The organism is Quadrisphaera sp. INWT6 (genome assembly GCF_015390235.1).
In the GTDB taxonomy this organism is placed as follows: domain Bacteria; phylum Actinomycetota; class Actinomycetes; order Actinomycetales; family Quadrisphaeraceae; genus Quadrisphaera.
Genome location: NZ_VUOH01000005.1, coordinates 228,184 through 250,061, shown reverse-complemented (window position 1 = coordinate 250,061; position 21,878 = coordinate 228,184). Strand labels below are relative to the sequence as shown.

General features: G+C 71.4%; 22 protein-coding genes. 17 read left to right on the top strand and 5 right to left on the bottom strand.

The annotated features are described in order from the left end of the window. Window positions 1–144: 144 nt before the first annotated feature. Window positions 145–543: a hypothetical protein gene (locus F1641_RS16090; protein WP_194907270.1), complete on the bottom strand. Its 399-nt coding sequence runs from the start codon at window positions 541–543 to the stop codon at window positions 145–147. A gap of 23 nt (window positions 544–566) precedes the next feature. Here F1641_RS16090 and F1641_RS16085 point away from each other — a divergent pair, with 23 nt between their 5' ends. Beyond that, window positions 567–1,535 (top strand): FkbM family methyltransferase, encoded by a 969-nt coding sequence (locus F1641_RS16085; protein ID WP_194907267.1) that lies wholly within the window; start codon window positions 567–569, stop codon window positions 1,533–1,535. Window positions 1,536–2,057: 522 nt separating this feature from the next. Here F1641_RS16085 and F1641_RS16080 read toward each other — a convergent pair. Genes F1641_RS16080 through F1641_RS16065 form a run of 4 tightly spaced genes read right to left on the bottom strand, consistent with a single transcriptional unit; the run spans window position 2,058 to window position 6,782 of the window. Further along, entirely contained in the window at window positions 2,058–2,747 is a 690-nt protein-coding gene (locus F1641_RS16080; protein ID WP_194907265.1) for a glycosyltransferase family 2 protein, read from the bottom strand. Between the two features lie 2 nt (window positions 2,748–2,749). Further along, entirely contained in the window at window positions 2,750–3,928 is a 1,179-nt protein-coding gene (gene wecB, locus F1641_RS16075; protein ID WP_206691319.1) for a non-hydrolyzing UDP-N-acetylglucosamine 2-epimerase, read from the bottom strand. Continuing rightward, complete coding sequence (locus tag F1641_RS16070) at window positions 3,925–4,752, bottom strand: glycosyltransferase (protein ID WP_194907263.1); 828 nt, start codon at window positions 4,750–4,752, stop codon at window positions 3,925–3,927. Before F1641_RS16070 ends, wecB begins: the two co-directional genes overlap by 4 nt. Further along, window positions 4,749–6,782, bottom strand: a complete 2,034-nt coding sequence (locus F1641_RS16065) for a glycosyltransferase family 2 protein (RefSeq protein ID WP_194907262.1) — start codon at window positions 6,780–6,782, stop codon at window positions 4,749–4,751. The genes F1641_RS16070 and F1641_RS16065 overlap by 4 nt, the downstream gene beginning before the upstream one ends. 169 nt (window positions 6,783–6,951) lie before the next feature. Here F1641_RS16065 and F1641_RS22545 point away from each other — a divergent pair, with 169 nt between their 5' ends. The 16 genes from F1641_RS22545 (at window position 6,952) to F1641_RS15985 (ending at window position 21,875) form a co-directional block, all read left to right on the top strand. Next, window positions 6,952–8,193, top strand: a complete 1,242-nt coding sequence (locus F1641_RS22545) for a flagellin (protein ID WP_194907261.1) — start codon at window positions 6,952–6,954, stop codon at window positions 8,191–8,193. A 187-nt stretch (window positions 8,194–8,380) separates the two neighbouring features. Further along, entirely contained in the window at window positions 8,381–9,745 is a 1,365-nt protein-coding gene (gene fliD / locus F1641_RS16055) for a flagellar filament capping protein FliD (protein ID WP_194907260.1), read from the top strand. 52 nt (window positions 9,746–9,797) lie between these two features. Next, complete coding sequence (fliS, locus tag F1641_RS16050; RefSeq protein ID WP_194907259.1) at window positions 9,798–10,229, top strand: flagellar export chaperone FliS; 432 nt, start codon at window positions 9,798–9,800, stop codon at window positions 10,227–10,229. Continuing rightward, on the top strand, window positions 10,226–10,558 hold the full coding sequence (locus F1641_RS16045; protein ID WP_194907258.1) for a hypothetical protein: 333 nt from the start codon (window positions 10,226–10,228) through the stop codon (window positions 10,556–10,558). Before fliS ends, F1641_RS16045 begins: the two co-directional genes overlap by 4 nt. A gap of 3 nt (window positions 10,559–10,561) precedes the next feature. Beyond that, complete coding sequence (locus F1641_RS16040; protein ID WP_194907257.1) at window positions 10,562–11,827, top strand: EAL and HDOD domain-containing protein; 1,266 nt, start codon at window positions 10,562–10,564, stop codon at window positions 11,825–11,827. A gap of 255 nt (window positions 11,828–12,082) precedes the next feature. Then, the gene (locus tag F1641_RS16035) at window positions 12,083–12,424 is read left to right on the top strand and encodes a flagellar basal body rod protein FlgB (protein ID WP_194907256.1); all 342 of its coding nucleotides are present in this window, start codon (window positions 12,083–12,085) and stop codon (window positions 12,422–12,424) included. Between the two features lie 4 nt (window positions 12,425–12,428). Beyond that, window positions 12,429–12,848, top strand: a complete 420-nt coding sequence (flgC, locus tag F1641_RS16030) for a flagellar basal body rod protein FlgC (RefSeq protein WP_194907254.1) — start codon at window positions 12,429–12,431, stop codon at window positions 12,846–12,848. Window position 12,849: 1 nt separating this feature from the next. Continuing rightward, a complete protein-coding gene (locus F1641_RS16025; RefSeq protein WP_194907252.1) occupies window positions 12,850–13,254 on the top strand; it encodes a flagellar hook-basal body complex protein FliE in 405 nt (134 codons plus the stop codon). Then, window positions 13,254–14,861, top strand: coding sequence for a flagellar basal-body MS-ring/collar protein FliF (gene fliF, locus F1641_RS16020; protein WP_194907250.1), 1,608 nt, complete (start codon window positions 13,254–13,256; stop codon window positions 14,859–14,861). The genes F1641_RS16025 and fliF overlap by 1 nt, the downstream gene beginning before the upstream one ends. 6 nt (window positions 14,862–14,867) lie before the next feature. Beyond that, a complete protein-coding gene (gene fliG / locus F1641_RS16015) occupies window positions 14,868–15,899 on the top strand; it encodes a flagellar motor switch protein FliG (protein ID WP_194907249.1) in 1,032 nt (343 codons plus the stop codon). A 34-nt stretch (window positions 15,900–15,933) separates the two neighbouring features. After that, window positions 15,934–16,608 carry a FliH/SctL family protein gene (locus tag F1641_RS16010; RefSeq protein ID WP_194907247.1) on the top strand — a complete coding sequence of 225 codons (675 nt, stop codon included), beginning with the start codon at window positions 15,934–15,936 and terminating at the stop codon, window positions 16,606–16,608. A 122-nt stretch (window positions 16,609–16,730) separates the two neighbouring features. Beyond that, on the top strand, window positions 16,731–18,062 hold the full coding sequence (locus tag F1641_RS16005; RefSeq protein WP_194907589.1) for a FliI/YscN family ATPase: 1,332 nt from the start codon (window positions 16,731–16,733) through the stop codon (window positions 18,060–18,062). Next, window positions 18,059–18,568, top strand: a complete 510-nt coding sequence (locus F1641_RS16000) for a flagellar FliJ family protein (RefSeq protein WP_194907245.1) — start codon at window positions 18,059–18,061, stop codon at window positions 18,566–18,568. Before F1641_RS16005 ends, F1641_RS16000 begins: the two co-directional genes overlap by 4 nt. Further along, complete coding sequence (locus tag F1641_RS15995; RefSeq protein WP_194907243.1) at window positions 18,565–19,620, top strand: transglycosylase SLT domain-containing protein; 1,056 nt, start codon at window positions 18,565–18,567, stop codon at window positions 19,618–19,620. Before F1641_RS16000 ends, F1641_RS15995 begins: the two co-directional genes overlap by 4 nt. Window positions 19,621–19,814: 194 nt before the next feature. Then, on the top strand, window positions 19,815–21,353 hold the full coding sequence (locus F1641_RS22540) for a flagellar hook-length control protein FliK (RefSeq protein ID WP_194907241.1): 1,539 nt from the start codon (window positions 19,815–19,817) through the stop codon (window positions 21,351–21,353). 66 nt (window positions 21,354–21,419) lie between these two features. After that, window positions 21,420–21,875, top strand: coding sequence for a flagellar hook capping FlgD N-terminal domain-containing protein (locus tag F1641_RS15985; protein ID WP_194907239.1), 456 nt, complete (start codon window positions 21,420–21,422; stop codon window positions 21,873–21,875). The last annotated feature ends 3 nt before the right edge of the window (window positions 21,876–21,878 follow it).

Sequence of the window (21,878 nt, the reverse complement as noted above, 5' to 3'; positions counted from 1 at the left end):
CCCCAGACCCCCGGCCGCCGCCCGGTGACTTCCCCACCCGGGCGGCGGCGGGGCCCCACGTGACGAAGGCCCCCGCGCTGCGAGCGCGGGGGCCTTCTGTTGCTGCTGTCGCTGTCTTCGCCGCCGCTTGGCGGCGGCCGGGCGTCAGCTCTTGACGTCGACCGCGTGCTCGTCCTCGGCGCGGTCCGGCGCCGTGGACGCGACGGCCGACTCGAGGTAGGAGATGAGCATTGAGAGCCGCTCAGGGGTGATCTTCGACGGTCGCGCGCCCTCGGGGGCGCGTCCGGTGATGGACGCGGCGAGCAGGCTCGCGAGGTAGGCGCCGGTGGCTGCGGAGTCGCCTCCGCTGTCGCGACGCTGGGCCTGCGGGTTCGGCTGCTGCTGGTTCTGGGTCGACGAGCCCGCCGAGCTGCTCTCGGGCTTCGCGACCGCGACGGGCGACGTGGACGCCGCCTGTTCGGTGCTCGAGGACTGAGAGGAAGCCGCGGTGGAGAGTGCGAACCGGACAGGTCCGCCGTCTCCGCTCGGAGCGACTGCAGTCACGCCAGTGATCATGGGAGCCCTCCGTGGTCCCGGCCACCGGCTTCCTGCCAGTGGTCACAGACAGATCATCGGCACTCACTGAGCGTTTGATCAGTGGAGTCACTCGACCGGACCCCTCGGCTCTCCTCATCGGCGTGTCGCAGTCTCAGCGCACGTGCGGCCTGCTTGGTTGGAGGCTGGGGACAGTCGAGGGGGAGAACGTCATGCAGGGTACCTACATCGGTCAGGGGAGGATGTTGATTACCCCGGTGTACGGCGGCTTCCTCTTCGCACCAGCTTCCGACCTGAGCATCACGCCCACACTGGTGGTGCACGGAGCGATGGAACCGCCCCTCACCCAGTACCTCTGGCGGGCGCTCGATCAGGACAGCGTCTTCGTCGATGTGGGCGCCAACATCGGGTACTTCTCCGTCCTCGCGGCTCACAAGTTGGGTTCCGGCGGCAGGCTCATCGCCGTGGAGGCGAACCCCGACGCCATGCGCTTCGTCCGTGACAGCCTCGCCGCCAACTGGCTGACCGACCGCGACATCACGCTCGTAGAGGCCGCTGCCAGCGACGTGTCTGGCACCGTCAGCTTCCACAGGTCAGAAAGGTTCGTCGGCGACTCGTCTGTCCATGCATCAGCTTCCGGCATCGTCGAGCGAGGCGTTCAGACGGTCAGTGTCCCAGCAGTCGCCCTCGACGAGGTGCTGGCGGACGTCGAGCGGGTCGATGTTCTGAAGATGGACATCGAAGGCGGGGAGCACCTGGCGCTCCTCGGACTGGAGAGGACCATCGATCGAGGTGCCATCAGGACCTTGGTCATGGAGTGGAACCCCAGGATGCTCGGGGACCGAGACGCAGCGGCTCTAGCGGCTCTGATGCGCGAGTGGAGGTCGAGGAGGTCGACCACCACTCTCCTCCTGGACGAGGAGGGCGACCCGGTCGTCGTGGACCTCGACGACGTGCTGGCCCTTCCGAGCCACCCCTACGTCGTCGTCCAGTTTCCATAGGCGTGGTGAGAGGGTCTCAATGCCTTCAGGTGTTCTTCCTGGCCGGGTGGATGACGCGCTCCTCGGTCGGGGCCCGCGGCGTCCGGAGTGGCTGCGTCGCTCCTGGGAGTTGTGCACCAAGTCCGTCAACGCCGTCCACTGAGCGGCTTCCAGCGCCCCTAGCCGCTGCGTCCGTGCCTGGAGCGGCGGCCCAAGCCCGCACGCGCGGTGGAGACCGACGGTTCCGTGGGGCGGGCGGCGTCGGCGCAGTGCCGACAGTGGTACATGCGCAGAGGGGTGACACAGGGCGACTGGGGCGACTACGCGTGCTGATGCCACGTGCTGGCGGCGGAGGTCGCTCAGTGGGCCAGGGCCAGGCGATGAAGAGGTGTCAGGGGGCGCTGGTGCGCGAGGTGAGCACCTCGAGGATCGAGCGGCTGCCCGCGAGCAGGTCAACTCACTTCAAGGTCCTTCCCGGCACCAGAGCCGGGGCGCTGCCATCCGCGTCGGGGGGGGCAGCCACCAGCGTCCGGGTCGGCCCACCTAGGCCTCGAGGAGGTTGGGTGCAGGGTCGAGGATGCTCTCGTACTGCGCCAGCCAGCCGTGCTCGCCCGTCGGGTCCGCCGCCATGTAGCGGCGGAACTTGGCCTGTCGATCGCCCTCCCGGCTCCAACCCATGTGCCGAATGCTGAGGCCGCTCTCTCCGATGACGCCCTCGGCTCCCATGGGGTAGGAGCCGCAGTGCTGCGCCATCTCGGGCCACCGGTGCTGAGCGGTCGGGTCGAACCTCACCGCCCTGACCCATTGGCGGAGGTGCGCTGTCCAGTAGTGGTCATGCCGGAAGTGGGTGTCAGACCACATGTCCAGCAAGCGGAAGCTCAGACTGTCGAGGTTCGGCAGGCGACGGTTATGAAGGAGGTCTCGCAGGACGTCTTGCTCGACCTCTGCCAGCAGCTCGTCGGCGTCGAAGAGCAGGATCCAGTCGTTGCGCTTCGCTGACTTGGTCGCGGCCGACCACAACCGAGCCCGCAACTGGTGTTCGGCCACGAGAAACGTCGGAGAGTCGGCCTCGATGACCTCGTCGGCGTACTGCCGGCAGATGCTGGCGGTGTCGTCATCGCTGCAGTCGTCGAGGATGACCACTTCGTCGCTCAGGAAGCGTGCCTGTGCCAGGAACTCATGGAGCCACCTGTCGGCTTCGTTGCGGACGAGGCCCGCCGAAATCACTGCCATGGTCAACCTCCTGCAGACAGAGGAACGAGGCTCGAGCGGGGGCTCGGCAGGCGCGTCCCGTGATCAGGGACCAGGTCGGACCTCAGCATGCGCTCCAGAACGTCAGCGACGCGGCTCGCTGCCCGCCCATCACCAAAGGGGTTGCTCGACACGACCATGGATTCGTAGGCCCCGCGGTCTTTGAGGAGCCGGTCGACCTGGCGACAGATGTCGGCGGCGTTGGTGCCGACGAGGGCGGCGCATCCAGCTGCCACTGCCTCAGGTCGCTCTGTGGTGTCTCGCATGACGAGCACCGGCACCCCGAAGGTGGGCGACTCCTCCTGCAAGCCCCCTGAGTCGGTCAGCACCAGGTCGTGGCTCTTGAGAGCTGCGATCATCTCGGGGTAGCCGAGCGGCTCAGAGACCGTGACGTTCGGCAGCGCGGTCAGGGCGGCGTCGACGCGGCCGCGCAAGCTGGTGTTCGGATGAGCCACCCACGTGAAGGCCACGTCGGTGTGCTTGCGAGCGCTCGAAGCGACAGCAGCGAGGATGTTGTCGAACGGCTCCCCCCACGACTCGCGCCTGTGCGCAGTGACGAGCACCCCTCGCCGGGCACCACCGTCAGTCGTGATCGGAGCCCGCTGGGCGGTGAAGGTGAGGGCATCGATGACGGTGTTCCCGGTCATCGTCACCGTGGTCGGGTCGACGCCCTCGCTGAGCAGCTTCTGCTCTGCGAGCGAGGTGGGCGCGAAGTGGTGCCGGGAGACCTGGGTGATCAGTCGTCGGTTGGCCTCTTCCGGGAAGGGCGAGTCGAGGTCGCCCGTCCGCAGTCCCGCCTCGAGGTGCACGACCTTTGAGTGCCCCAGGAATCCGGCCAAGGCTGCTGCTAGGGCTGAGGTGGTGTCGCCCTGGGCGACCACGATGGACGGTCTGCGGAGGTCGACGATCTCTCCCAGGGAAGCCGTCAGGGAGGAGAGCAGGGCAGTCAGTGATGGGTCGGACCGCCTCGCGACAGCGAGTGCCGTGTCGGGAGAGATGCCGAAGTGGGCGAAGAGCGGGTCGAGGACGCCGGCGTGCTGCCCAGTGCTCACCACGTGGACGGGTAGGTCACGTCGACGGAGCTCCAGCACCAGAGGCGCTTGCTTGATGACCTCGGGTCTCGTCCCGGCGACGACGAGGACCTCGCCAGAGAGCGGGATCACGACGCCTCCTCGAACTCTGTCCCGTGAGTCGGGCCGGCGGGGATCTCTGAGAGCCGTGACAGGTCCGACTCGCGGTAGAGGTGCAGGGGGGGCAGGTGGGTGTCCGCGTGAAGCGCGAAACCGAGCGCAGCCGCCCTGATGCAGAAGTGCCGGTCCTCCCCCCAGAAGGACAGGTTGGGGATCTCTGCGAAACGCACCCCGCCCTCGAGAGCCCGCCGGCTGATCAGAGTGCAAGCGCCCAGGCCTCCCACCGGGTAGACACCGGGAGTCCTCAGCATCCTCAGAAAGGCCTCAGTACGGGCGGCCGCTTCATCGGCGGTGATCGTCTCCCCGCGTTGCGTGGCCGCCAGCCCGTAGACGTCCGTGAGCCAGACCTGCGGGAGCAGCGGACCCTCCGCGTGCCAGCGAGTCCAGAACACCTCGCTCACGATGTCCTTCTCCTGACGAGCGAGGTGCGCCAGGGTGCCCGGGCGGAGCACGAGGTCCGAGTCGACGAAGAAGAGGGCATCCGCGTCGACCTCGAGGGCGTGCTCGATCATCGCGTCCTTCATGGCCGCGACTCGCCAGACCAGGTCCTCCTTCCAGGCGTGCGTGGTCGCGTCGTCGCAGACGTAGCGCTCAGCTCTGTCCACGTCCACGACCACGGTCCCGGGTCGGTCGCGAGCGAACTGCTGGAGCATGTGGCTGGACGCGTCGTCGTGGTTGTCATCCACGAAGACGTGGTGAACGTCCAGCAGGGGTGAGGCTTGCTGGAGGAGGCCGTCGAGGAAGGGGCGGAGGATTGACGGGCGCTGCTGGACCGGCGCAGCCACGACGATCTTCATCGCTTCCCGCCGCCGGCAGGAGGCGTCAAGAGATCGGCTGCGAGCGGGTTGACCGTCCGGAGTGTCCTGAGCGCCACCTTGCGCTCTTCCTCGGTCGCCGACTGCATGAGCTCCGACAGGGGCCGCCGGACTGACTCCTGCAGGAAGCCGTGCAGAAGCAGGGCGTACGCACTCAGGCGAGCGCTCACGGGCACCTCTCGGTCCTCGGCCACCAGTTCCAGGGCGCACACATCGACTCCGACCTCGCGGGCGTGCATCGCCCATGCAAGAGCCTCGGGCACACCCGTCCGGGCTGCAGCGATGGACCCGCCAACGATGACAGACGGGTCTGCAGGCAGGACTTCCCGACACGCCGCGAACCACATGAGCGCCACGTCCGGACAGACCGTGAAGATCTCTCGTGCTGTGCGGGCGATGAAAGCCGCGGGTGCGCGGTGTGCAAGGTCGCTGAGCTGGTGTCCAGCTGACAGCGTCGCGCGCATCAGGAGCACGATGGGCGCGGTGTCGGGTGACTGCTCCAGAACCACCAGGGCGCGGTTCCAGGCTTCGTCGACGAAGCCCGCCGTCAGCTCCAGCTCGGTGAGGGCGACGGCTGCGGCCTCGTGCGGGAGGCGCTGACCCCACAGATCGGTTCCACCCCGACCGGGCTCCGCGATGAGCTGGGTGAGGATCGCCCGGGCGTTCTCGATGTCACCCTTCTTCGCGATGATCTGCGATCGCCAGATGGCCACCCGGCCGGGGGCCTCACCACCGGTCTGAACGCGCTCGACCCAGGCCTCAGCTTCATCGACGCGGTCTGCGTTAAGGAGGAGCCCGAGGACGGTCCGAGACGCCTGCACGAGTTGTGGGGCGCTCACTTGGTGGTCGAGGACCTCGCTCAAGACGGCCATGCACTCGTCCAGGCGGCCGCCGAGGGCCAGGGAGCGCCCGTAGTCGACGCAGGCATCGCCCCATGCCATAGAGGCGGGGTCCAGCTTGGTCAGGGCAAGACGGCTGATCTCGAGGTTGCGGTCTCGCTTCCCCTTCACCAGAGCGTCCGCGTCCCTGTAGCCCGAGTGGAAGATCGTGACTGGCGGGAGTGAGGTGCAAGCAGTGCTCTGGACCGTCGGGGTCGTGGTGACGACCTGCTCGTGGAGCGATCCCGCCCACCCGTGGTGTTCGCGCTGGAAGAGTCGGACGCTCCGTGACCGGTGTCCGTCTCGAGCCCCCTCCCAGTCGGTCGACACGATGTCGACGAGGGCGACGGTTCCATCAGCCGCGTCGACCCATCGCCGGAGCGAGGTCACTTCCGCTTCGACGATTTCGTCGGCGTCGATGGAGAAGACCCAATCCGCCTCGCAGTGGCTGAGGGCCCGGTTGCGCGCCCCCCCGAAGTCGTCATCCCAATACCCGCAGACGACCCGAGCCCCTGCAGCCGCAGCGATGGCGCGCGTCGCGTCGCTACTACCTGTGTCGTAGACGAGGATCTCGTCGACCAGGGGCCTCACGGCCTCGAGGCACGACTGGAGGACCCGCTCCTCGTCCTTGACGATCAGGACGGCCGCGAGGGTTCGGGGCCGCAAGCTCGCATGGTCGTGTCGACGGCTCAGGCCCGCCACCGCCGTCCAGGCCCGGCGGGGCGCATCCAGCAGCCGGACAGCCGCCGGGTAGACGAAGAGGTGCTCATCGCCCAGGGGGATGACGCCGATGTGGTCGGGGTGCGCCGCAGCCCGCGCCAACACCTCCTCGTACCAGCCTCTTTCGACCTGGGCGCCGAAGGGGATGACCACCACCATCCGGTCGGATGACACGGAGTCGGCGAGGAGGCGAGCTCCTCCATCACTGATCACCGCCACATCGACCCGCCTCAGCGCCGGAGTCGTCACCGCGGGACGCCCCAGGACCGTCACCGTCAGGTCCACCGCACCCGGGAGGGTCTCCCGCACCTGGCGGACTCGCTTGTCGAGGCGCGTGCCGCTCATAGCGCCGCAGTGGACTATCACGAGGGGGTCACGGACGGGGCGAGGGCTCGGCCGGACGTCGAGGGTCATGGTCACTCCGCATGCTTCGGTCAACCTGTGGTGCGGCTTGAGCCGAACGGGTGTCACACGAACGCCGGGTGAAAAACCTTCAGCACCTGGGGGTGGGGGTCGATGGACATGGTGATCGCCCACGGATGGGCGTCGCAGCACCACACCCCCACTCACGGAGGAATTCGACATGGGCCTCTCGGTCAACAACAACACCGCCGCGTACAACACGTACCGGAACCTGACCACGACTCAGGGTCAGCTCTCCAAGAGCCTCGAGAAGCTGTCCAGCGGCTACCGCATCAACCGCGCTGCGGACGACGCTGCCGGCCTGGCCATCTCCGAGGGGCTGCGCTCCCAGATCCAGGGCCTCACCCAGGCCACCCGCAACTCCCAGGACGCCATCAACGTCGTCCAGACCGCTGAGGGTGCGCTCTCCGAGAGCACCTCGATCCTGCAGCGCATGCGTACGCTGGCCGTCCAGGCGTCGAGCCAGGGCTCGATCAACGACGACGCCAAGGGCAACATCCAGTCCGAGGTCGTCCAGCTGAAGGCCGAGCTCGACCGCATCGCCACCACCACCAAGTTCAACGGCAAGGCGCTGCTCGACGGCACCTTCAACTCCACCTTCCAGGTGGGTGCGAACGCCGGCGAGACGATCGCTGTCAACGTCGGCGGGGCCATGAGCGCCAGCGGCCTCGGCGTCAACGGCGTGGATATGACGGCCGTCGGTGCCTACACCAACGGCGCAGCGGCTGCGGGCAAGGTCAGCACGGCCAACGCCACGTCGGCTGCGAACTCGGAGCTGACCATCACGGGTGTCGCCGGTGCGACGTTCGCCAGCACGGGTGCGACCGTGAGCGCCTTTCAGGGCCTGAAGGGTTCCATCAGCTTCGGCGGCAAGACGTTCGACCTCGGCAGCGTTGACTACTCCGGCGTGACCACCACGGCGGACGCGCTGACCAAGCTCAACGACTCTGCCAAGACCGCGCTGGGCCTCACCGGCACGGCTCCCTTCACCTCGACGCAGACCACCCTGGTCTTCCAGGTCAACGAGGCCGTGACCGGTTACACCGGCACAGCTGGTGCTGCCCTGTCCGACTCGGCGGCGAACGTCGACAACGCGACGCCCGTCTTCGCTGCCGGCACGGGCGCGAGCGACGCCATCACGGCGCTCGACAAGGCGATCAAGACGGTCTCGACGACCCGAGCGAACCTCGGTGCTGTCCAGAACCGCCTGGAGCACACCATCGCCAACCTCGGCACCGCGACCGAGAACCTGACGGCGTCGGAGAGCTCCATCCGCGACGTCGACATGGCGAACGAGATGACCAAGTTCACGAGCAAGCAGATCCTGGCCCAGGCCGGTACCGCGATGCTGGCGCAGGCCAAGAACCTGCCCCAGTCGGTGCTGTCCCTGCTCCAGGGCTGATCTGATAGTTCGCTGACAGGTCGCGTCTGACGGCTGCCGCTCCCGGTGATCGCCACCGGGGGCGGCAGCCGCCGCCGTCTCAGGCCCCGTCCTGAGCGCTGAGCTCCACAGCCCCCACCCGCCTCAAGCCGCCAGCGGCTCCTGCCGATGCACCCTCGACGAGCACGTCCGAGCGAAAGGCACTCCCATGGCCTCCACGTCCGCGATCAGCGGCCTGGTGAGCGGTCTCGACACCAAGACCATCATCAGCCAGCTCATGAGCATCGCCAAGGCGCCGCAGGACGACCTCAAGACCTCGCTCGCCAAGACCAACACGCAGATCACCGCCGCGCAGTCGATCAACTCCAAGGCCGCCTCGATGACGAGCCTCGCCAAGGAGCTTGCCGCGGCGAAGACCTACACGACCTCCAGCGCCACCAGCACCAACGCGACGGTGAGCGCCACCGCCTCCGCAACAGCAGCCACCGGGTCGGTGTCCTTCGTCGTCACGCAGACCGCTGCCGCGCACCAGGCGACCACCGGGTACGTCAGCACTTCGGGGACCTCACCCCTGACCTTCAGCATCAGTCCGCCCGACGGCGGCACGGCGATCGAGCTGACTGCTGCCACCGGCAGCGCCACGGACATCGCCGCAGCCATCAACGGCTACACGGGCTCCCAGGCGCTCAACGTCACCGCGCAGGTGGTCAAGGACCAGGGCGGGGAGAAGCTCCTGCTGAGCTCGTCCGTCACCGGCGCGAACAAGTACATCGAGACCAGCGGCATCACATCCGGCTCGACGAGCAGCCCGGACGCGCTCACCGACGTCCAGGACGCCCGCGACGCCAAGATCAAGCTCGCCTCGGCCGACGGGGACGCCAGCGGGTCTGCGGCCCTCGTCTCGTCGACGAACACCTTCAAGGACCTCATCCCCGGTGTCGACGTCACCGTCAGCGCCAAGACGGACAAGTCCGTGACCGTCTCCAACACGGTGAACCAGAGCGCCATCACGTCGAAGGTGAACAACCTGGTGACGGCGATGAACAACGTCCTGTCCGACGTCGCCTTCCACACAAAGGCACTTGCCACCGGCACCACCGCCAGCTCCACGAACGGTGGCCTGCTGCGCGGCAACAGCACCATGCGCGATCTCGCGGGCTCTGTGCTCAACTCCGTCAGCTCCGGTACGCCCGGTGGAGACAACGCCACGCTGGCGGGTCTCGCCGTCACGCGCCAGGGGCAGGTCACCTTCGACTCCGCCGTGTTCGAGAAGCTCCACAAGAGCGACCCCACGAAGGCCGCCGACGTGCTCGCCAAGTTCGCCGCCGCGGTGCAGACCGCAGGCACCCAGGCCAGCGACTCGACCAGCGGCTCGGTCACGGCGTTCATCAGCGGCAGCCAGACGACGGCCAAGACGATGACCGAGAACATCGCTGGCTGGGACGAGCGGCTCGCCTCCAAGCAGAAGCGCCTCGAGGCGCAGTACGGCGCCCTCGAGGTGGCGCTGCAGAAGCTCTCCGGCCAGTCCGACAGCCTCACCGCCGCCCTGAAGCAGCTGAACGGCAACAGCTGACCCGTCGTCGCGCACGACAGCCCCCTCTGACGCCGCCGACGGAAGGACGACCGTGACCTACGCCCTGCAGAACCGCCGCGCCCGCTTCATCAGCGACGGCGTGGCCGCCGCCTCCCCGCAGACCCTGCTCGTGCTCCTCGCCGACCGCCTCGTGCTGGACCTCGGCCGCGCCGAGGCCGCCCAGCGCGCCGGCGACCGCGAGAAGTCGAACACCCAGCTCCAGCACGCCCAGGCGATCGTCGCCGAGCTCGACGCCGCCCTCGACCACGACGCGTGGGACGGCGCAGCCGGCCTCGCCTCCCTGTACCGCTACCTCCAGCGCGAGCTGGTGACCGCCAACCTCACCCGCGACGCCGACCTCACCGCGCGCCTGCGCGAGGTCGTCGAGCCGCTGGCCGACGCCTGGCGCGAGGCCGTCAGCGGTGTGCCGTCCGTCAGCACCACCGTGCCGTCGATGCGGAGCGCACTCGGGGGGACGGCGTGAGCCCCGCCCCCGAGGCACGCACCTGGGCCGAGGCGCTCGACGCCCTCGAGGTCGACACCGCCGAGGTCGAGCGCCTGCTGCTGGTGATCGAGGCCGACCCCGACGTCGTCCCCGACCCCTCCGCCACGTGGACGGCGCCCGCCGAGCCGCTGCCGGCCGAGCTGGCCCCGCGGGCCGCTGCCCTGCTCACCCGTCACCAACAGGCCGTCGAGCGCGTCACCGCCGCGATGACCGCTATCCGCCGCCAGCAGCGCCGCTCGACGCAGCTGGCCTCCCGCCTCGACCAGCGCCCCGAGGGCCGCCCCGTCTACGTCGACCGGGCGGTCTGAGGCATGAGCCACCACCGGAAGGTGCGGGTCGGCCGCCAGGCCATCGTCGACCGCGACATGAACCTCGTGGGCTACGAGCTGCTCTTCCGCGCCTCCGGTGCCGACGCCGCCAACCTGCAGAGCCAGGCCGACCACGACGCCGCCACCTCCCAGGTGCTGACGGCCGTGCTCGGCGACTTCGGCGACCGCACCCTCTCGACGGGCGCTCGCTTCTTCGTCAACCTCACGCGCGCCTTCGTCGTCGGCGAGCTGCCGCTGGCCCCGGGACTGGAGGACGTCGTCCTCGAGCTCACCGAGGAGATCCTCGTCGACGAGGAGGTCATGGCCGGCGCGCGCCGCCTGCGCGACCGCGGGTTCGCCCTCGCCGTCGACGACTTCGAGGGGGAGGAGCACCGCATCCCGACCCTCCCGCTGGCGCAGTTCGTCAAGCTCGTGCTCCCCGGCGTCGACGAGGCCGCTGCCCTCGGCATCGACAGGTACGCCCACGTCGAGCGCCTGCTCGCCCTCGTGCGCGAGCACACCGACGACGTCCTCGTCGTCGTCGAGAAGGTCGAGAGCCTCGAGGACTTCCACCGCTGCCGCGCCATGGGCGCCGACCTCTTCCAGGGCTACTGGGTGCAGCGCCCCGTGGTGCACGAGAGCGCCTCGATGGACCCCGGTCGTGTCTCCGCGCTCCGCCTCCTCGTGGCCCTCGGCGACCCGGAGACCCCGACCGCCGAGGTCGAGCGCCTCGTACTCGCCGACCCGGCCCTCAGCTTCCGCGTGCTGCGCCTCGCCAGCTCCTCCGCCGTCGCCACCAGCTCTCCGGTGAGCTCGGTGGGCCACGCGCTCGTCCTCATCGGGCGTCGAACCCTCTCCTCGTGGGCCGCGATGGCCGTCGTCGGCTCGGCCGACCCCGGCGCGGGCGGCATCACCGGGCAGGGCCGCGCCGCCCTCACCTTCGTGCTGGCGCGCGCCGGCGCCTGCGCGCGACTCGCCAACGAGCAGTCGCAGGAGGCGTACACCGCCGGCCTGCTCTCCGGCGCCGCCGAGGCCATGGGCCTCACCACCGAGGAGCTGCTCTCCACCGTGCGCGTGCCCGACGGCATGCGCCAGGCGCTCACCAGCTTCGAGGGTCCCGTGGGCTCGGCGCTCGCCGCCGTCCTGTCGACCGAGGCCAGCCCCGGTGCCCCGGCTCCCCGCGGCGCGGCCGCTCCCCTCGAGGCCGGCCGGGCCTACGCCCGCGCGCTCTCCGAGGCCGCGGGCCTCTCCGCCCAGCTCTCCGTCTGACCCCCTCCCGCGACGATCACGCACCTCCGCGCCGCATCCGCCGCCAGCGGGCCCGGGATGCGGCGCTCAGGCGCTTGATCGTCGCGGGGGAGGGGGGAGCTGGTCGGCTGAACACCGCCACCCGTGCGGGCTAAAGGACGTCACCCGTCCTGCCGATGACTGGTCTGAGCGACGGATCGCTCACCCCCTCGGCCACGGACACGGCCACCCCCTCGCGGGACTGCCCCGGCAGCCCCCGCTCCTGTGGAGGCCCACGTGTTCGACTCCGTCAGCGCCGCAGCGCTGCGCTCGGCCCTCGACGGGCTCGCCTCGCGGCAGCGCGCCACGGCCGACAACATCGCCAACATCAACACGCCGCACTACCTCGCGGCCCGCGTCGACTTCGAGTCCGCCCTGCGCGACGCGGTCGGCAGCGGCAGCGGCGTGGCCGCCAGCACCGAGAGCCGCTCCACCGCACCGACGCGGGAGGACGGCAACAACGTCGACCTGGACACCGAGACCCTCTCCAACCTCGACACCCAGCTGCGCTACCAGCTGGTGTCGCAGGCGATGAGCGGCAAGTTCTCGTCCGTCTCCCTCGCGCTGAAGACGAGCTGACCCCGTGGCCCTCTTCGACGCCTTCCGCGCCTCCGGCTCCGGCATGACGCTGGCGCGCAAGTGGATGGACGCCGTCGGCGACAACATCGCCAACGTCAACAACGTGTCCCGCACCGACGAGGACGCCTTCCGGCAGCGGTTCATCGTCGCCCAGGCCAACGAGTACGGCACCGACCACACCGCCGGCAGCGCCGGTGGCGTGAAGGTCGCCGGTGTGGCCTTCGGCAGCGGTGAGGGGCGGCTCGTCTACGACCCCAGCAACGCCCTCGCCGACGACAAGGGCTACGTGAAGATGCCCGACATCGACATGAACTCCCAGATGGGGCAGCTCATCGTCAGCCAGCGGGCCTACCAGGCGAACGCCGCCGTCATCGAACGGGCGCGGTCCTCCTACGAGGCCGCCATCAACATCGGAGCGAAGTGAGATGGCCGGCATCCTCCCCCTGGGCGGGGGTTCTTCCGCCCTCGAGCAGTACGCGGCGCTGCTGCAGAGCAGCTCGCGGGCTTCCGCCGGCAGCGCAGACGGCGCCGAGAGCACCGGTGGCGCCGACCAGCTGACCGCGGCGCTCGCCGCGGCGACCGGCGCGTCGCGTCCCACCTCCACCGGTTCGACCGGTTTCGCGGGCACCCTGGCCACCAGCCTGGAGAACGTGCAGGCGCTGCAGTCGCGCAGCGCCGACCTCGCCATCCAGGCCGCCACCGGTGACCTCGACGACATCCACGACTACACGATCGCCGCGGCGGAGGCCCGCTCGGCGACCGAGGTGACCGTGGCCCTCCGCAACAAGGCCCTCGAGGCGTTCTCCGAGATCATGAGGATGCAGTTCTGATGCCCCCGCAGCTGATCGCCGCCCTCAAGAGGGCCGGCACGCAGGTCAACGGGATGACCCTCGGCCAGAAGGTCATCGCGGTCATCGGCATCGGTGTCCTCCTCCTCGGAGGCTCCGCCTTCTACGCCTGGGCCTCGAAGCCCGACTACGTCACCGCCTTCTCGGGCCTGACGGGTTCGGACCCGGGCGACACCCGCGACGCCCTCGTGGCCGCGGGGATCGACGCGCAGATCGACGGCAGCTCCGTGACCGTCCCCGCTGACCAGCTCAGCGAGGCGGCGGCCAAGGCCGCCCAGGCCGGTCTGCCGAAGGGCGAGTCCTCCGGCAACGACGTGCTCGCGTCGATGGGCGTCACCACCACGCAGCTGCAGCAGCGAGCCGCCCTGCAGGCGTCCCTCGAGCAGAAGATCGGCTCGACGCTCGAGCTGCTGGACGGCGTCCAGACCGCCTCCGTCCAGCTGGCCGTGCCCGAGAAGACCGTGTTCGAGGACCAGAAGCAGTCGACGACGGCGGCCGTGGTCGTCGACACCGGCACGCACGAGGCGACGACCGACGAGGTCAACGCCATGGTGTCCCTGGTGTCGCGCTCGGTGCCGGACCTCAAGCCCGCCGACGTCACGATCACCGACGCCACCGGGAAGCTGCTCACCGACGACGGCACCGGCGCCAGCGGCAAGCGCGACGAGCTCACCACGGGCTACGAGCAGAAGATGCAGTCGAAGATCCAGTCGATCCTCGACACCACGCTGGGCGCCGGCAAGGCCATCGCCACCGTCAACGCGACGCTGGACATGGACGCGACCAACCGCGCCTCCACGACGTACACCAACAGCGGCGCCCTCCCGAACTCGCAGACCGAGGCCTCCGAGGAGTACTCGGGTGCGGGAGCCGGCGTGGGCGGCGCCCTGGGCGCCAACGGCGTCTTCGGCGTCGACGGCACCTCGACGACGGGGGGCACCACCGGCGACGGCAGCACCTACGTCAAGAAGAGCAGCACGACCGACAACGCCAACAACGTGGTCGTCGACAACACCGTGGTCGCTCCCGGTGACGTCGAGCGCCAGTCGGTGGCCGTCATCGTCGACCAGAAGGCCATGGACGCCTTCGGCGGCCAGCAGAACCTGCAGACGTTCCTCACCACGGCCGTCGGCTTCGACCAGAACCGCGGCGACGTCGTCAGCGTCACGCCCGCCACCCTGAGCACCGCCGCCGCAGACGCCTCTGCAGCGGCTCTCAAGAAGGCCGCCGCCGAGCAGAAGAGCGAGGAGCAGTTCGCGCTCATCAAGCAGGGAGCGATCGCCCTCGGCGTCCTCCTCCTCGCGCTGGTCCTGTTCATCGCCTGGCGCCGCGCGGTCAAGAAGGGCGAGCGCGAGGCCGTCGACATCGGCGAGCTGGAGCGGCTCTACCCGGAGGTCCCCGTGGCTGCCGGCCAGGCCGGCCCCGCCGGCCTCGCGCTCCCCACCGCCAACGACGCCCACCTGCTCATGGCCCCCGAGCCCGAGCCCGAGGCGCTGCGGCGCCAGGAGTTCGGCCAGCTCGTCGACACCCAGCCGGCGGAGGTCGCCAACCTCCTCCGCGGCTGGCTCGCCGCCTCGAAGAAGGGCTGACCCACCATGGCCACCGGCCTCGCCCCGCGCAGCCTCGCGAGCCTCACCGGCCCGCAGCGCGCCGCCGTGCTCCTCGTGCAGCTCGGCCCGGAGCGCTCCGCCCTCCTCATGTCCCAGCTGGACGCGGAGGAGGTCGAGCTCATCACCTTTGAGCTCATGCGGCTCGGGGACGTCGACCCGCAGCTGGCCGACGAGGTCCTCGTCGCCGGCTTCGGCGAGCTGGTGGGCCCGGCGGGCCTGGGCACCGGTGGCCCCGGCTTCGCGAAGGCGATGCTGGAGGCGTCCCTCGGCAAGGACGCCGCCGCGGAGATGATCGAGCGCCTCAAGGGCGGTGACGAGAAGCAGCCGTTCCTCTTCCTGGAGGAGGCCGACACCCGCCAGCTGGTGTCGTTCCTGCAGGGCGAGATGCCGCAGACCCTCGCCCTGGTGCTGTCGCACCTGAAGTCGCACCAGGCGTCCTCGGCGCTGGTCACCTTCCCGCCCGAGGTCCAGGCCGACGTCGCCCAGCGCATCGCCACGATGGAGCGCACCTCGCCCGACATCGTCGCGGTCGTGGCGGAGTCGATCCGCCGCAAGGCCGGCGCCGTGCTCACCGCGCAGGTCGACGAGGCCGTCGGCGGCATCCAGCCGCTGGTCGACATCATCAACCGCACCGACGCCGGCACCGCCAAGGTGCTGCTGGAGGAGCTGGCCAAGCGCGACCCGCAGCTGGCCGACCAGATCCGCGCCTCGATGTTCACCTTCGAGGACATCCTCAGCCTCGAGGACAAGGCGATGCAGCTGGTGCTGCGCGAGGTCGACGCCGCCACCCTCGCCGTCGCCCTCAAGGGCGCCCGCGAGGACCTGCGCGACAAGATCCTCGACAACGTCTCCAGCCGCGCCAAGGACAACCTGCTCGAGGAGATGGAGCTCATGGGCGCCGTCCGCCTCTCGCAGGCCGAAGAGGGCCGCTCGACGATCGTGGCCGCGATCCGCCAGCTGGAGGAGTCGGGCCAGATCACCATCCAGAGGGAGTCTGACGATGAGTTCGTCGGCTAGCTGGGCCCGGGCCGGAGCGACAGCTCCGGCCCCGATGGCCTTCACCCCCCTCCCCGGCAGCGCCCCCACGGGCGCTGCCGGGGCTTCCGGCTTCCACTCGGGAGACATGGCCCACTCCTCCCAGGCCTCCGGCTACGCCGCGGGCTGGGCCCAGGGCCTGGCCGCCGCCGCCGAAGAGGAGCGCCGCGTCGTCGCCGCCCTCCTCGCCCAGGCCCAGGCCGAGCGCGCCGCGCTGCGCGCGGAGGTCGACAGCGCCCTCGCCGGGCTCCACGCCGCCGCCGAGGAGCTGCGCGCGCGCACCGTGCCGCAGCTCGACGCCGTGGCCGACGCCGTGGCCATCGCCGTCGTCGACCTCGCCGAGGTCGTGATCGGCCGCGAGATCGAGGACGACGGGATGCGCGGCCTCACCGCCCTGCGCCGCGCCCTCGACGCCGCCCCCACCCACGCCGACGTCGTGGTCCGCCTCAACCCCGAGGACCTCGCGGTCATCGACGACGTGCACGGCCCCGACGGCGTCCGCGGCCTCGTCGGAGGGCAGGTCACCGTGCTCGCCGACGCGCGCATGGCCCCCGGTGACGCGTTCGCGGAGTTCCCCGGCGGCCTCGTCGACGCCCGCACCGACACGGCGCTCGCCCGCATCCGCGGCCAGCTGCGCGGCGCGAGCCGCCCGGCCGCTGCCGCCGCCGACCCGATGGCGGGCCGCGCGTGAGCCCCGTCAACGCCGCGCTGAGCACCCACCAGGTGCCCGAGGTCGTGCTCGACCCCCGCCTGGGCACCGACCTCCGCGCCGCCGCGTCGGTCGGCGTCCCCGGCGTCGCACTGCCCGCGATCATGCGCCGCGCCGCCGCCGCCGGCGCCCCCCAGGTCACCGGCACGGTGCGCCGCGTGGTCGGCCTGACCATCGAGGCCGCGGGCCTGCGCGCCCCCGTCGGCGACATCGTCCGCGTGCTCACCGGTGACCTCACCACCACCGGCCAGGGCATCGACGCCGAGGTCGTGGCCGTGGCCCCCGACCACGTCACCTGCATGCCCCTGGGCGCTCCCGGCCCCGGCCAGGGCCTGCGCGCGGGGCAGCCCGTGCTCGCCATCGGTCGCAGCCAGCGCATCCCCGTCGGCGTCGGGCTGCAGGGCCGCGTGCTCGACGGCCTGGGGCGCCCCATCGACGGCCGCGGCCGCGTCCAGGCCACCGCCTGGGTGCCGATCGACAACCCCGCCCCCAACCCCATCGAGCGCGAGCGCATCGACACCCCGATGGGCACCGGCGTGCGGGCGCTGGACGCGATGACCCCGGTCGGGCGCGGCCAGCGCATCGGCCTGTTCGCCGGCTCCGGCGTCGGCAAGTCGACGCTGCTGTCGATGGTCGCCCGCGGCACCACCGCCGACGTCAACGTCATCGCCCTCATCGGCGAGCGCGGCCGCGAGGTCCGGGAGTTCCTCGAGGACGACCTGGGCCCGGAGGGCCTGGCGCGCTCCGTCGTCGTCGTCGCCACCTCCGACCAGCCGCCGCTGGTGCGCCTGCGCGCCGCGATGGTGGCCACCACGATCGCCGAGCACTTCCGCGACCTCGGCATGGACGCGCTGCTGATGATGGACAGCCTCACCCGCTTCTGCATGGCCCAGCGCGAGATCGGCCTGTCGGTGGGGGAGCCCCCCGCCACCCGCGGCTACCCGCCGAGCACCTTCGCTCTGCTGCCCCGGCTGCTCGAGCGCGCCGGCACCAGCGCCACCGGATCCATCACCGGCATCTACACGGTGCTCGTGGACGGCGACGACCACAACGAGCCGATCGCCGACGCCGCCCGCTCCATCCTCGACGGGCACGTGGTGCTCGACCGCGACCTCGCCACCGCCGGGCACTTCCCGAGCATCGACGTGCTCGGGTCGGTCTCCCGCGTGGCCTCGCGCGTCACCACCCGCGAGCAGCGCGGCCTCGCCACGCACGTGCGCCGGCTCATGGCCGCCCGCCGCGAGGCGCAGGACCTGGTCGACGTCGGCGCGTACGTGCCCGGCTCGAACCCCCTCACCGACGCCGCCATCGGCGCCCGGTACGACATCGACGGCTTCCTGCGCCAGGACGTCGACGACCGCACCAGCCTCGACGACGCGTGGGGCGCCCTCGCCGGCGTCGTCGCGCGCAACCCCGTGCAGGAGGGCCACCGATGAGCCGCTCGTCACGCCGCTTCCGCCTCGAGCAGGTGCTCCGCGTGCGCCACCTGCAGCGCGACATCGCCGCCGCCGCGGCCGGTGCCGCCGCCTCGCGCGCCGTGGCCGCCCGCGGCGCCGCCGAGTCGCTGCTGGAGGAGGCCGCCACCCAGAGCTTCGCCGACCACGGCGACGCGAACACCTTCGCCGCCGTCGTCGCCGCGCGCAGCGCCTCCAGCAGCCGCTACTCCGAGGCCCTCGCCGTCGTGGAGGAGGCCGAGGCCGCCTCCCGCGCCGCCCAGGCCGACTGGGCCCACGCCCAGGGCCGGGCCAAGGGGCTGGACCGCCTCGCCGAGCGCCACCGCGCCGCGCTGGTGACCGCCGACCTCAAGGCCGACCAGGCCGTCCTCGACGAGGCCGCCGGCCGCGCCCGCGGCCGCACCGCCGGCATCGAGGGCCCCGCCGCGCTCGACGGCTCGGGTGCCGGGTCCGAGGGCCTCGACCTCGACGGGGGGAGCGACGCATGAGCAGCCCCGCGCTGCAGGCGGCCTCCGCGTCGCTGAGCGTGGTCCAGGACCGCGTCATCTTCCTGCAGCAGCGCATCGCCGCGCTGACCGGTGCGCCGGTGTCGGCCTCGGGGAGCACGTCGAACAGCGCCACCTTCGCGAGCACCCTGGCGATGGCGAGGACGCAGCTCGACGGCAGCGGCACGGCGACGAGCGGCGCCTCCGGCGACGACCTCGTCACCGACGCCAAGAAGTACCTCGGCGTCCCGTACGTCTGGGGCGGCACCGACCCTGACACCGGTCTCGACTGCTCCGGCTTCACCCAGCTGGTGGCGAAGGAGAACGGCATCACGCTGCCGCGCACCGCCGCGCAGCAGGCGAAGGTCGGCACCGAGGTGCCCTCCCTCGACAAGGCGAAGGCGGGTGACCTGGTGGTGCTTGAGGGCGGCAGCCACATCGGCATCTACGTCGGCGACGGCAAGATGATCCACGCGCCCAAGGCCGGTGACGTCGTCAAGATCTCCAAGGTCTGGGAGACGCCGATGACCATCCGGCGCCTCACCACCGACGACGGCTCCTCGGCGCTGTCGGGCTCGAGCTCGGCGCTGCTCGCGAGCATGCGCGCCTCGGTGCTCGGGTCGAGCGCGGGCTCGAGCGCGACGACGGCGGTCGCGGGCACCTCCCGCGCGTCGGGCGCCTCGGGCGCCTCGGCCTTCCAGGGCCTCTTCGACGCCGCCGAGGCGAAGTACGGCCTGCCCGACGGGCTGCTCTCCGCCGTCGCGAAGACCGAGTCGAGCTACGACCCCGACGCCGTCAGCCCCGCCGGTGCCCGCGGCCTCATGCAGATCATGCCGGGCACCGCGCGCGAGCTGGGCGTGGACCCGAGCGACCCGGCGCAGGCCGTCGACGGCGCCGCGCGCCTGCTGTCCAAGCACCTCGACAGGTTCGGGTCGCTGCCGCTGGCGCTCGCCGCGTACAACGCGGGCCCGGGCAACGTGTCGAAGTACGGCGGCGTGCCGCCCTTCACCGAGACCCAGAACTACGTGCGCCGCGTCTCGGCTGCGATGTCGTAGCCCGAAGGGCTCCAGCACTGGGCCGTTCGTGTCGATCACCACCCCAGGAGGCGTCCCGCTACCGCCTCGGGCCCGCAGGTCTTGGCGATCAGTGGCCCGTGGGGGTCTCCAGACCCACTGATCGCCAAGATCCGTACCGCGCAACACCCCTGCACCGACCGCGCACGTCCGTCCAGACCAGGAGCAGACCCGTCATGGCGCTCAGCAACGTCACTGCCGCCACCACCCTCACCGCCGCGCCCGCGGCGCCGGCTGCTGCTCCGGCGCCCGCGCAGGAGGGCGACGGCGGCTTCGCCGACGTGCTCGCGCGGCAGACCGCTGCTGACGACCAGGGCGCCACGAGCCAGCGCGACGCGGTGCGCGCCCCTCGTGACGCGGCGGGGGAGCGCCCCGCAGGCCGCGCCGACGGCGCGCGCGTCGAGGCTGCGGCCTCCGGCACCACGGACGGCTCCGCCGTCGACGGCTCGGCTCCTCCCACCGGCTCGACGGACGCCGCCGAGCCCGCCGAGGGCGAGGACGCCGCCGCTCCTGGGACGCAGGTCGCCACCTCGTCACCGCTGCTCGCCGTGCCGGTGCCGTTCACCCAGCCCGTGGTCCCCGTCGCGGCTCCCGCTGCGGTGCCGGCCGAGGTGACCGGGGCCCCCGCCGTCGACGGCGTGGGGGCCGCTGGCGGCCCGACCTCAGCGGCAGCGCTGGCGACCGTCCCCACGGCGCCGGTCAGCGCCGAGACCTCGCTCGCCGGCGCCCCCAGCGCCAGCGCGGACGGGACTGGCGCTGCGCAGCCGCCGGTGCCCGCTGCGCAGCTCCCCACGACCAGCACGAGCGCCACCGACACCACGTCCGCGGTGACCGCCACCCCGGTCCTCGGCGCGCCCGGCACCACGCCTGCCACTGACGCCCCGGCGGACACCACGACCGACGCCGTGCCCGCTCCCATGACCGCGGGGGACCAGACCGCCGCCACCACCACCACCGGCGCCCCTGCGGCAGCCGCGGGTGGTAGCGCCAACGGCGGGTCGTCCGCGCAGCAGGGCCCGCCCCAGGACGGCGGCCGGCCCTCGACCGGGGCCGCCCCCGAGCGCGCCACCACTGACGCCACCGCCGACGCCTCCGCGGTCGTTCCGGCACCTGTCGACCCGGGTGCGGCTTCGGCGCAGTCCGCCGCCTCGTCCGCCGCTGCGGTGGCGCAGCCCTCCGACCCGTCGTCGTCCAGCGGCGCCGGAACGCCCCAGGTCAGTGCCGTGAGCGCCCAGAACCCGAGCGCACCGGCTGCCGCGCAGGCGCCCACACCGGCGGCTCCCGCCGCGCCGCCGGTGCTGGTGGCGCAGCCCGCGCACGTCGCCGCGCAGCTGTCACCGCAGCTGGTCGCGCTGACGGGGCGCTCCGAGGGCACCCACCGGCTCTCCCTCGTCGTCGAGCCCGAGGCCATCGGCCAGGTGACCGTCGTCGCGCACATCCGCCCCGAGGGCACCCGCATCGAGCTCGTGGGGGCCACCCCCGCGGCCCGCGACGCCCTGCAGGCGTCCCTGGACGACCTGCGCCGCGACCTGACCGCCACCGGCTCCGGCGCCACGCTCGACGTCAGCACCTCCAGTGGCGGCAGCGGCGCTGCCGCGCGCCAGGAGCGCCCGACCGCCCGCAGCCTCTTCGCGGGTGGCGAGGACGAGCAGGTGGTCGACGTGACCGCGCCCGGGCTCAAGGTCGGGCCCGGACGTGTCGATGTCCTTGCATGAGGGGCGCGTCCGCGCTCCTCGTGGCTGAGGGACCTCGAGAGGGTCTCTGACTCACCAGGAGGTCGGATGGCAGACGTCACCGGCACCACGGCCACCAGCGCTGCGCTGGGAACCCGCTACGCGATGAACTCGGGCGGCAAGGTCTCCGAGGACAAGACGAGCCTGAAGAACCAGGACTTCCTGCAGCTGCTCATCAAGCAGCTCCAGAACCAGGACCCGTCCTCTCCGATGGACTCCAACGCGATCATGCAGCAGACGGCGACCCTGTCGTCGACGCAGACCATGCAGCAGATGATCTCGGTCCAGCAGGAGCAGTTCTCGCTCATGTCGCGCATGAGCGCGTCGAGCTTCGTCGGGCAGACCGTCAACTACACCGACGTCGCCGGCAAGACCCAGACCGGGCTCGTCTCCGCCGCCGCCTTCAGCGGCACCGGCACCCCGACGCTGACCATCGGCAACGCGTCGGTGTCGCTCAGCAACGTCAGCGGCATCACCGCTCACACGGGCACCTCGTCCAGCTGACGA

What these genes read in the sequence shown, in the direction of transcription:
- F1641_RS16080 (WP_194907265.1), bottom strand. Translation starts at nt 2,747, where the DNA reads ATGGCAGTGATTTCGGCGGGCCTCGTCCGCAACGAAGCCGACAGGTGG.
- F1641_RS16070 (WP_194907263.1), bottom strand. Translation starts at nt 4,752, where the DNA reads ATGAAGATCGTCGTGGCTGCGCCGGTCCAGCAGCGCCCGTCAATCCTC.
- F1641_RS16065 (WP_194907262.1), bottom strand. Translation starts at nt 6,782, where the DNA reads ATGACCCTCGACGTCCGGCCGAGCCCTCGCCCCGTCCGTGACCCCCTC.
- F1641_RS22545 (WP_194907261.1), top strand. Translation starts at nt 6,952, where the DNA reads ATGGGCCTCTCGGTCAACAACAACACCGCCGCGTACAACACGTACCGG.
- fliD (WP_194907260.1), top strand. Translation starts at nt 8,381, where the DNA reads ATGGCCTCCACGTCCGCGATCAGCGGCCTGGTGAGCGGTCTCGACACC.
- F1641_RS16040 (WP_194907257.1), top strand. Translation starts at nt 10,562, where the DNA reads ATGAGCCACCACCGGAAGGTGCGGGTCGGCCGCCAGGCCATCGTCGAC.
- F1641_RS16025 (WP_194907252.1), top strand. Translation starts at nt 12,850, where the DNA reads ATGGCCGGCATCCTCCCCCTGGGCGGGGGTTCTTCCGCCCTCGAGCAG.
- fliF (WP_194907250.1), top strand. Translation starts at nt 13,254, where the DNA reads ATGCCCCCGCAGCTGATCGCCGCCCTCAAGAGGGCCGGCACGCAGGTC.
- fliG (WP_194907249.1), top strand. Translation starts at nt 14,868, where the DNA reads ATGGCCACCGGCCTCGCCCCGCGCAGCCTCGCGAGCCTCACCGGCCCG.
- F1641_RS16010 (WP_194907247.1), top strand. Translation starts at nt 15,934, where the DNA reads ATGGCCTTCACCCCCCTCCCCGGCAGCGCCCCCACGGGCGCTGCCGGG.
- F1641_RS16005 (WP_194907589.1), top strand. Translation starts at nt 16,731, where the DNA reads ATGCGCCGCGCCGCCGCCGCCGGCGCCCCCCAGGTCACCGGCACGGTG.
- F1641_RS16000 (WP_194907245.1), top strand. Translation starts at nt 18,059, where the DNA reads ATGAGCCGCTCGTCACGCCGCTTCCGCCTCGAGCAGGTGCTCCGCGTG.
- F1641_RS15995 (WP_194907243.1), top strand. Translation starts at nt 18,565, where the DNA reads ATGAGCAGCCCCGCGCTGCAGGCGGCCTCCGCGTCGCTGAGCGTGGTC.
- F1641_RS22540 (WP_194907241.1), top strand. Translation starts at nt 19,815, where the DNA reads ATGGCGCTCAGCAACGTCACTGCCGCCACCACCCTCACCGCCGCGCCC.
- F1641_RS15985 (WP_194907239.1), top strand. Translation starts at nt 21,420, where the DNA reads ATGGCAGACGTCACCGGCACCACGGCCACCAGCGCTGCGCTGGGAACC.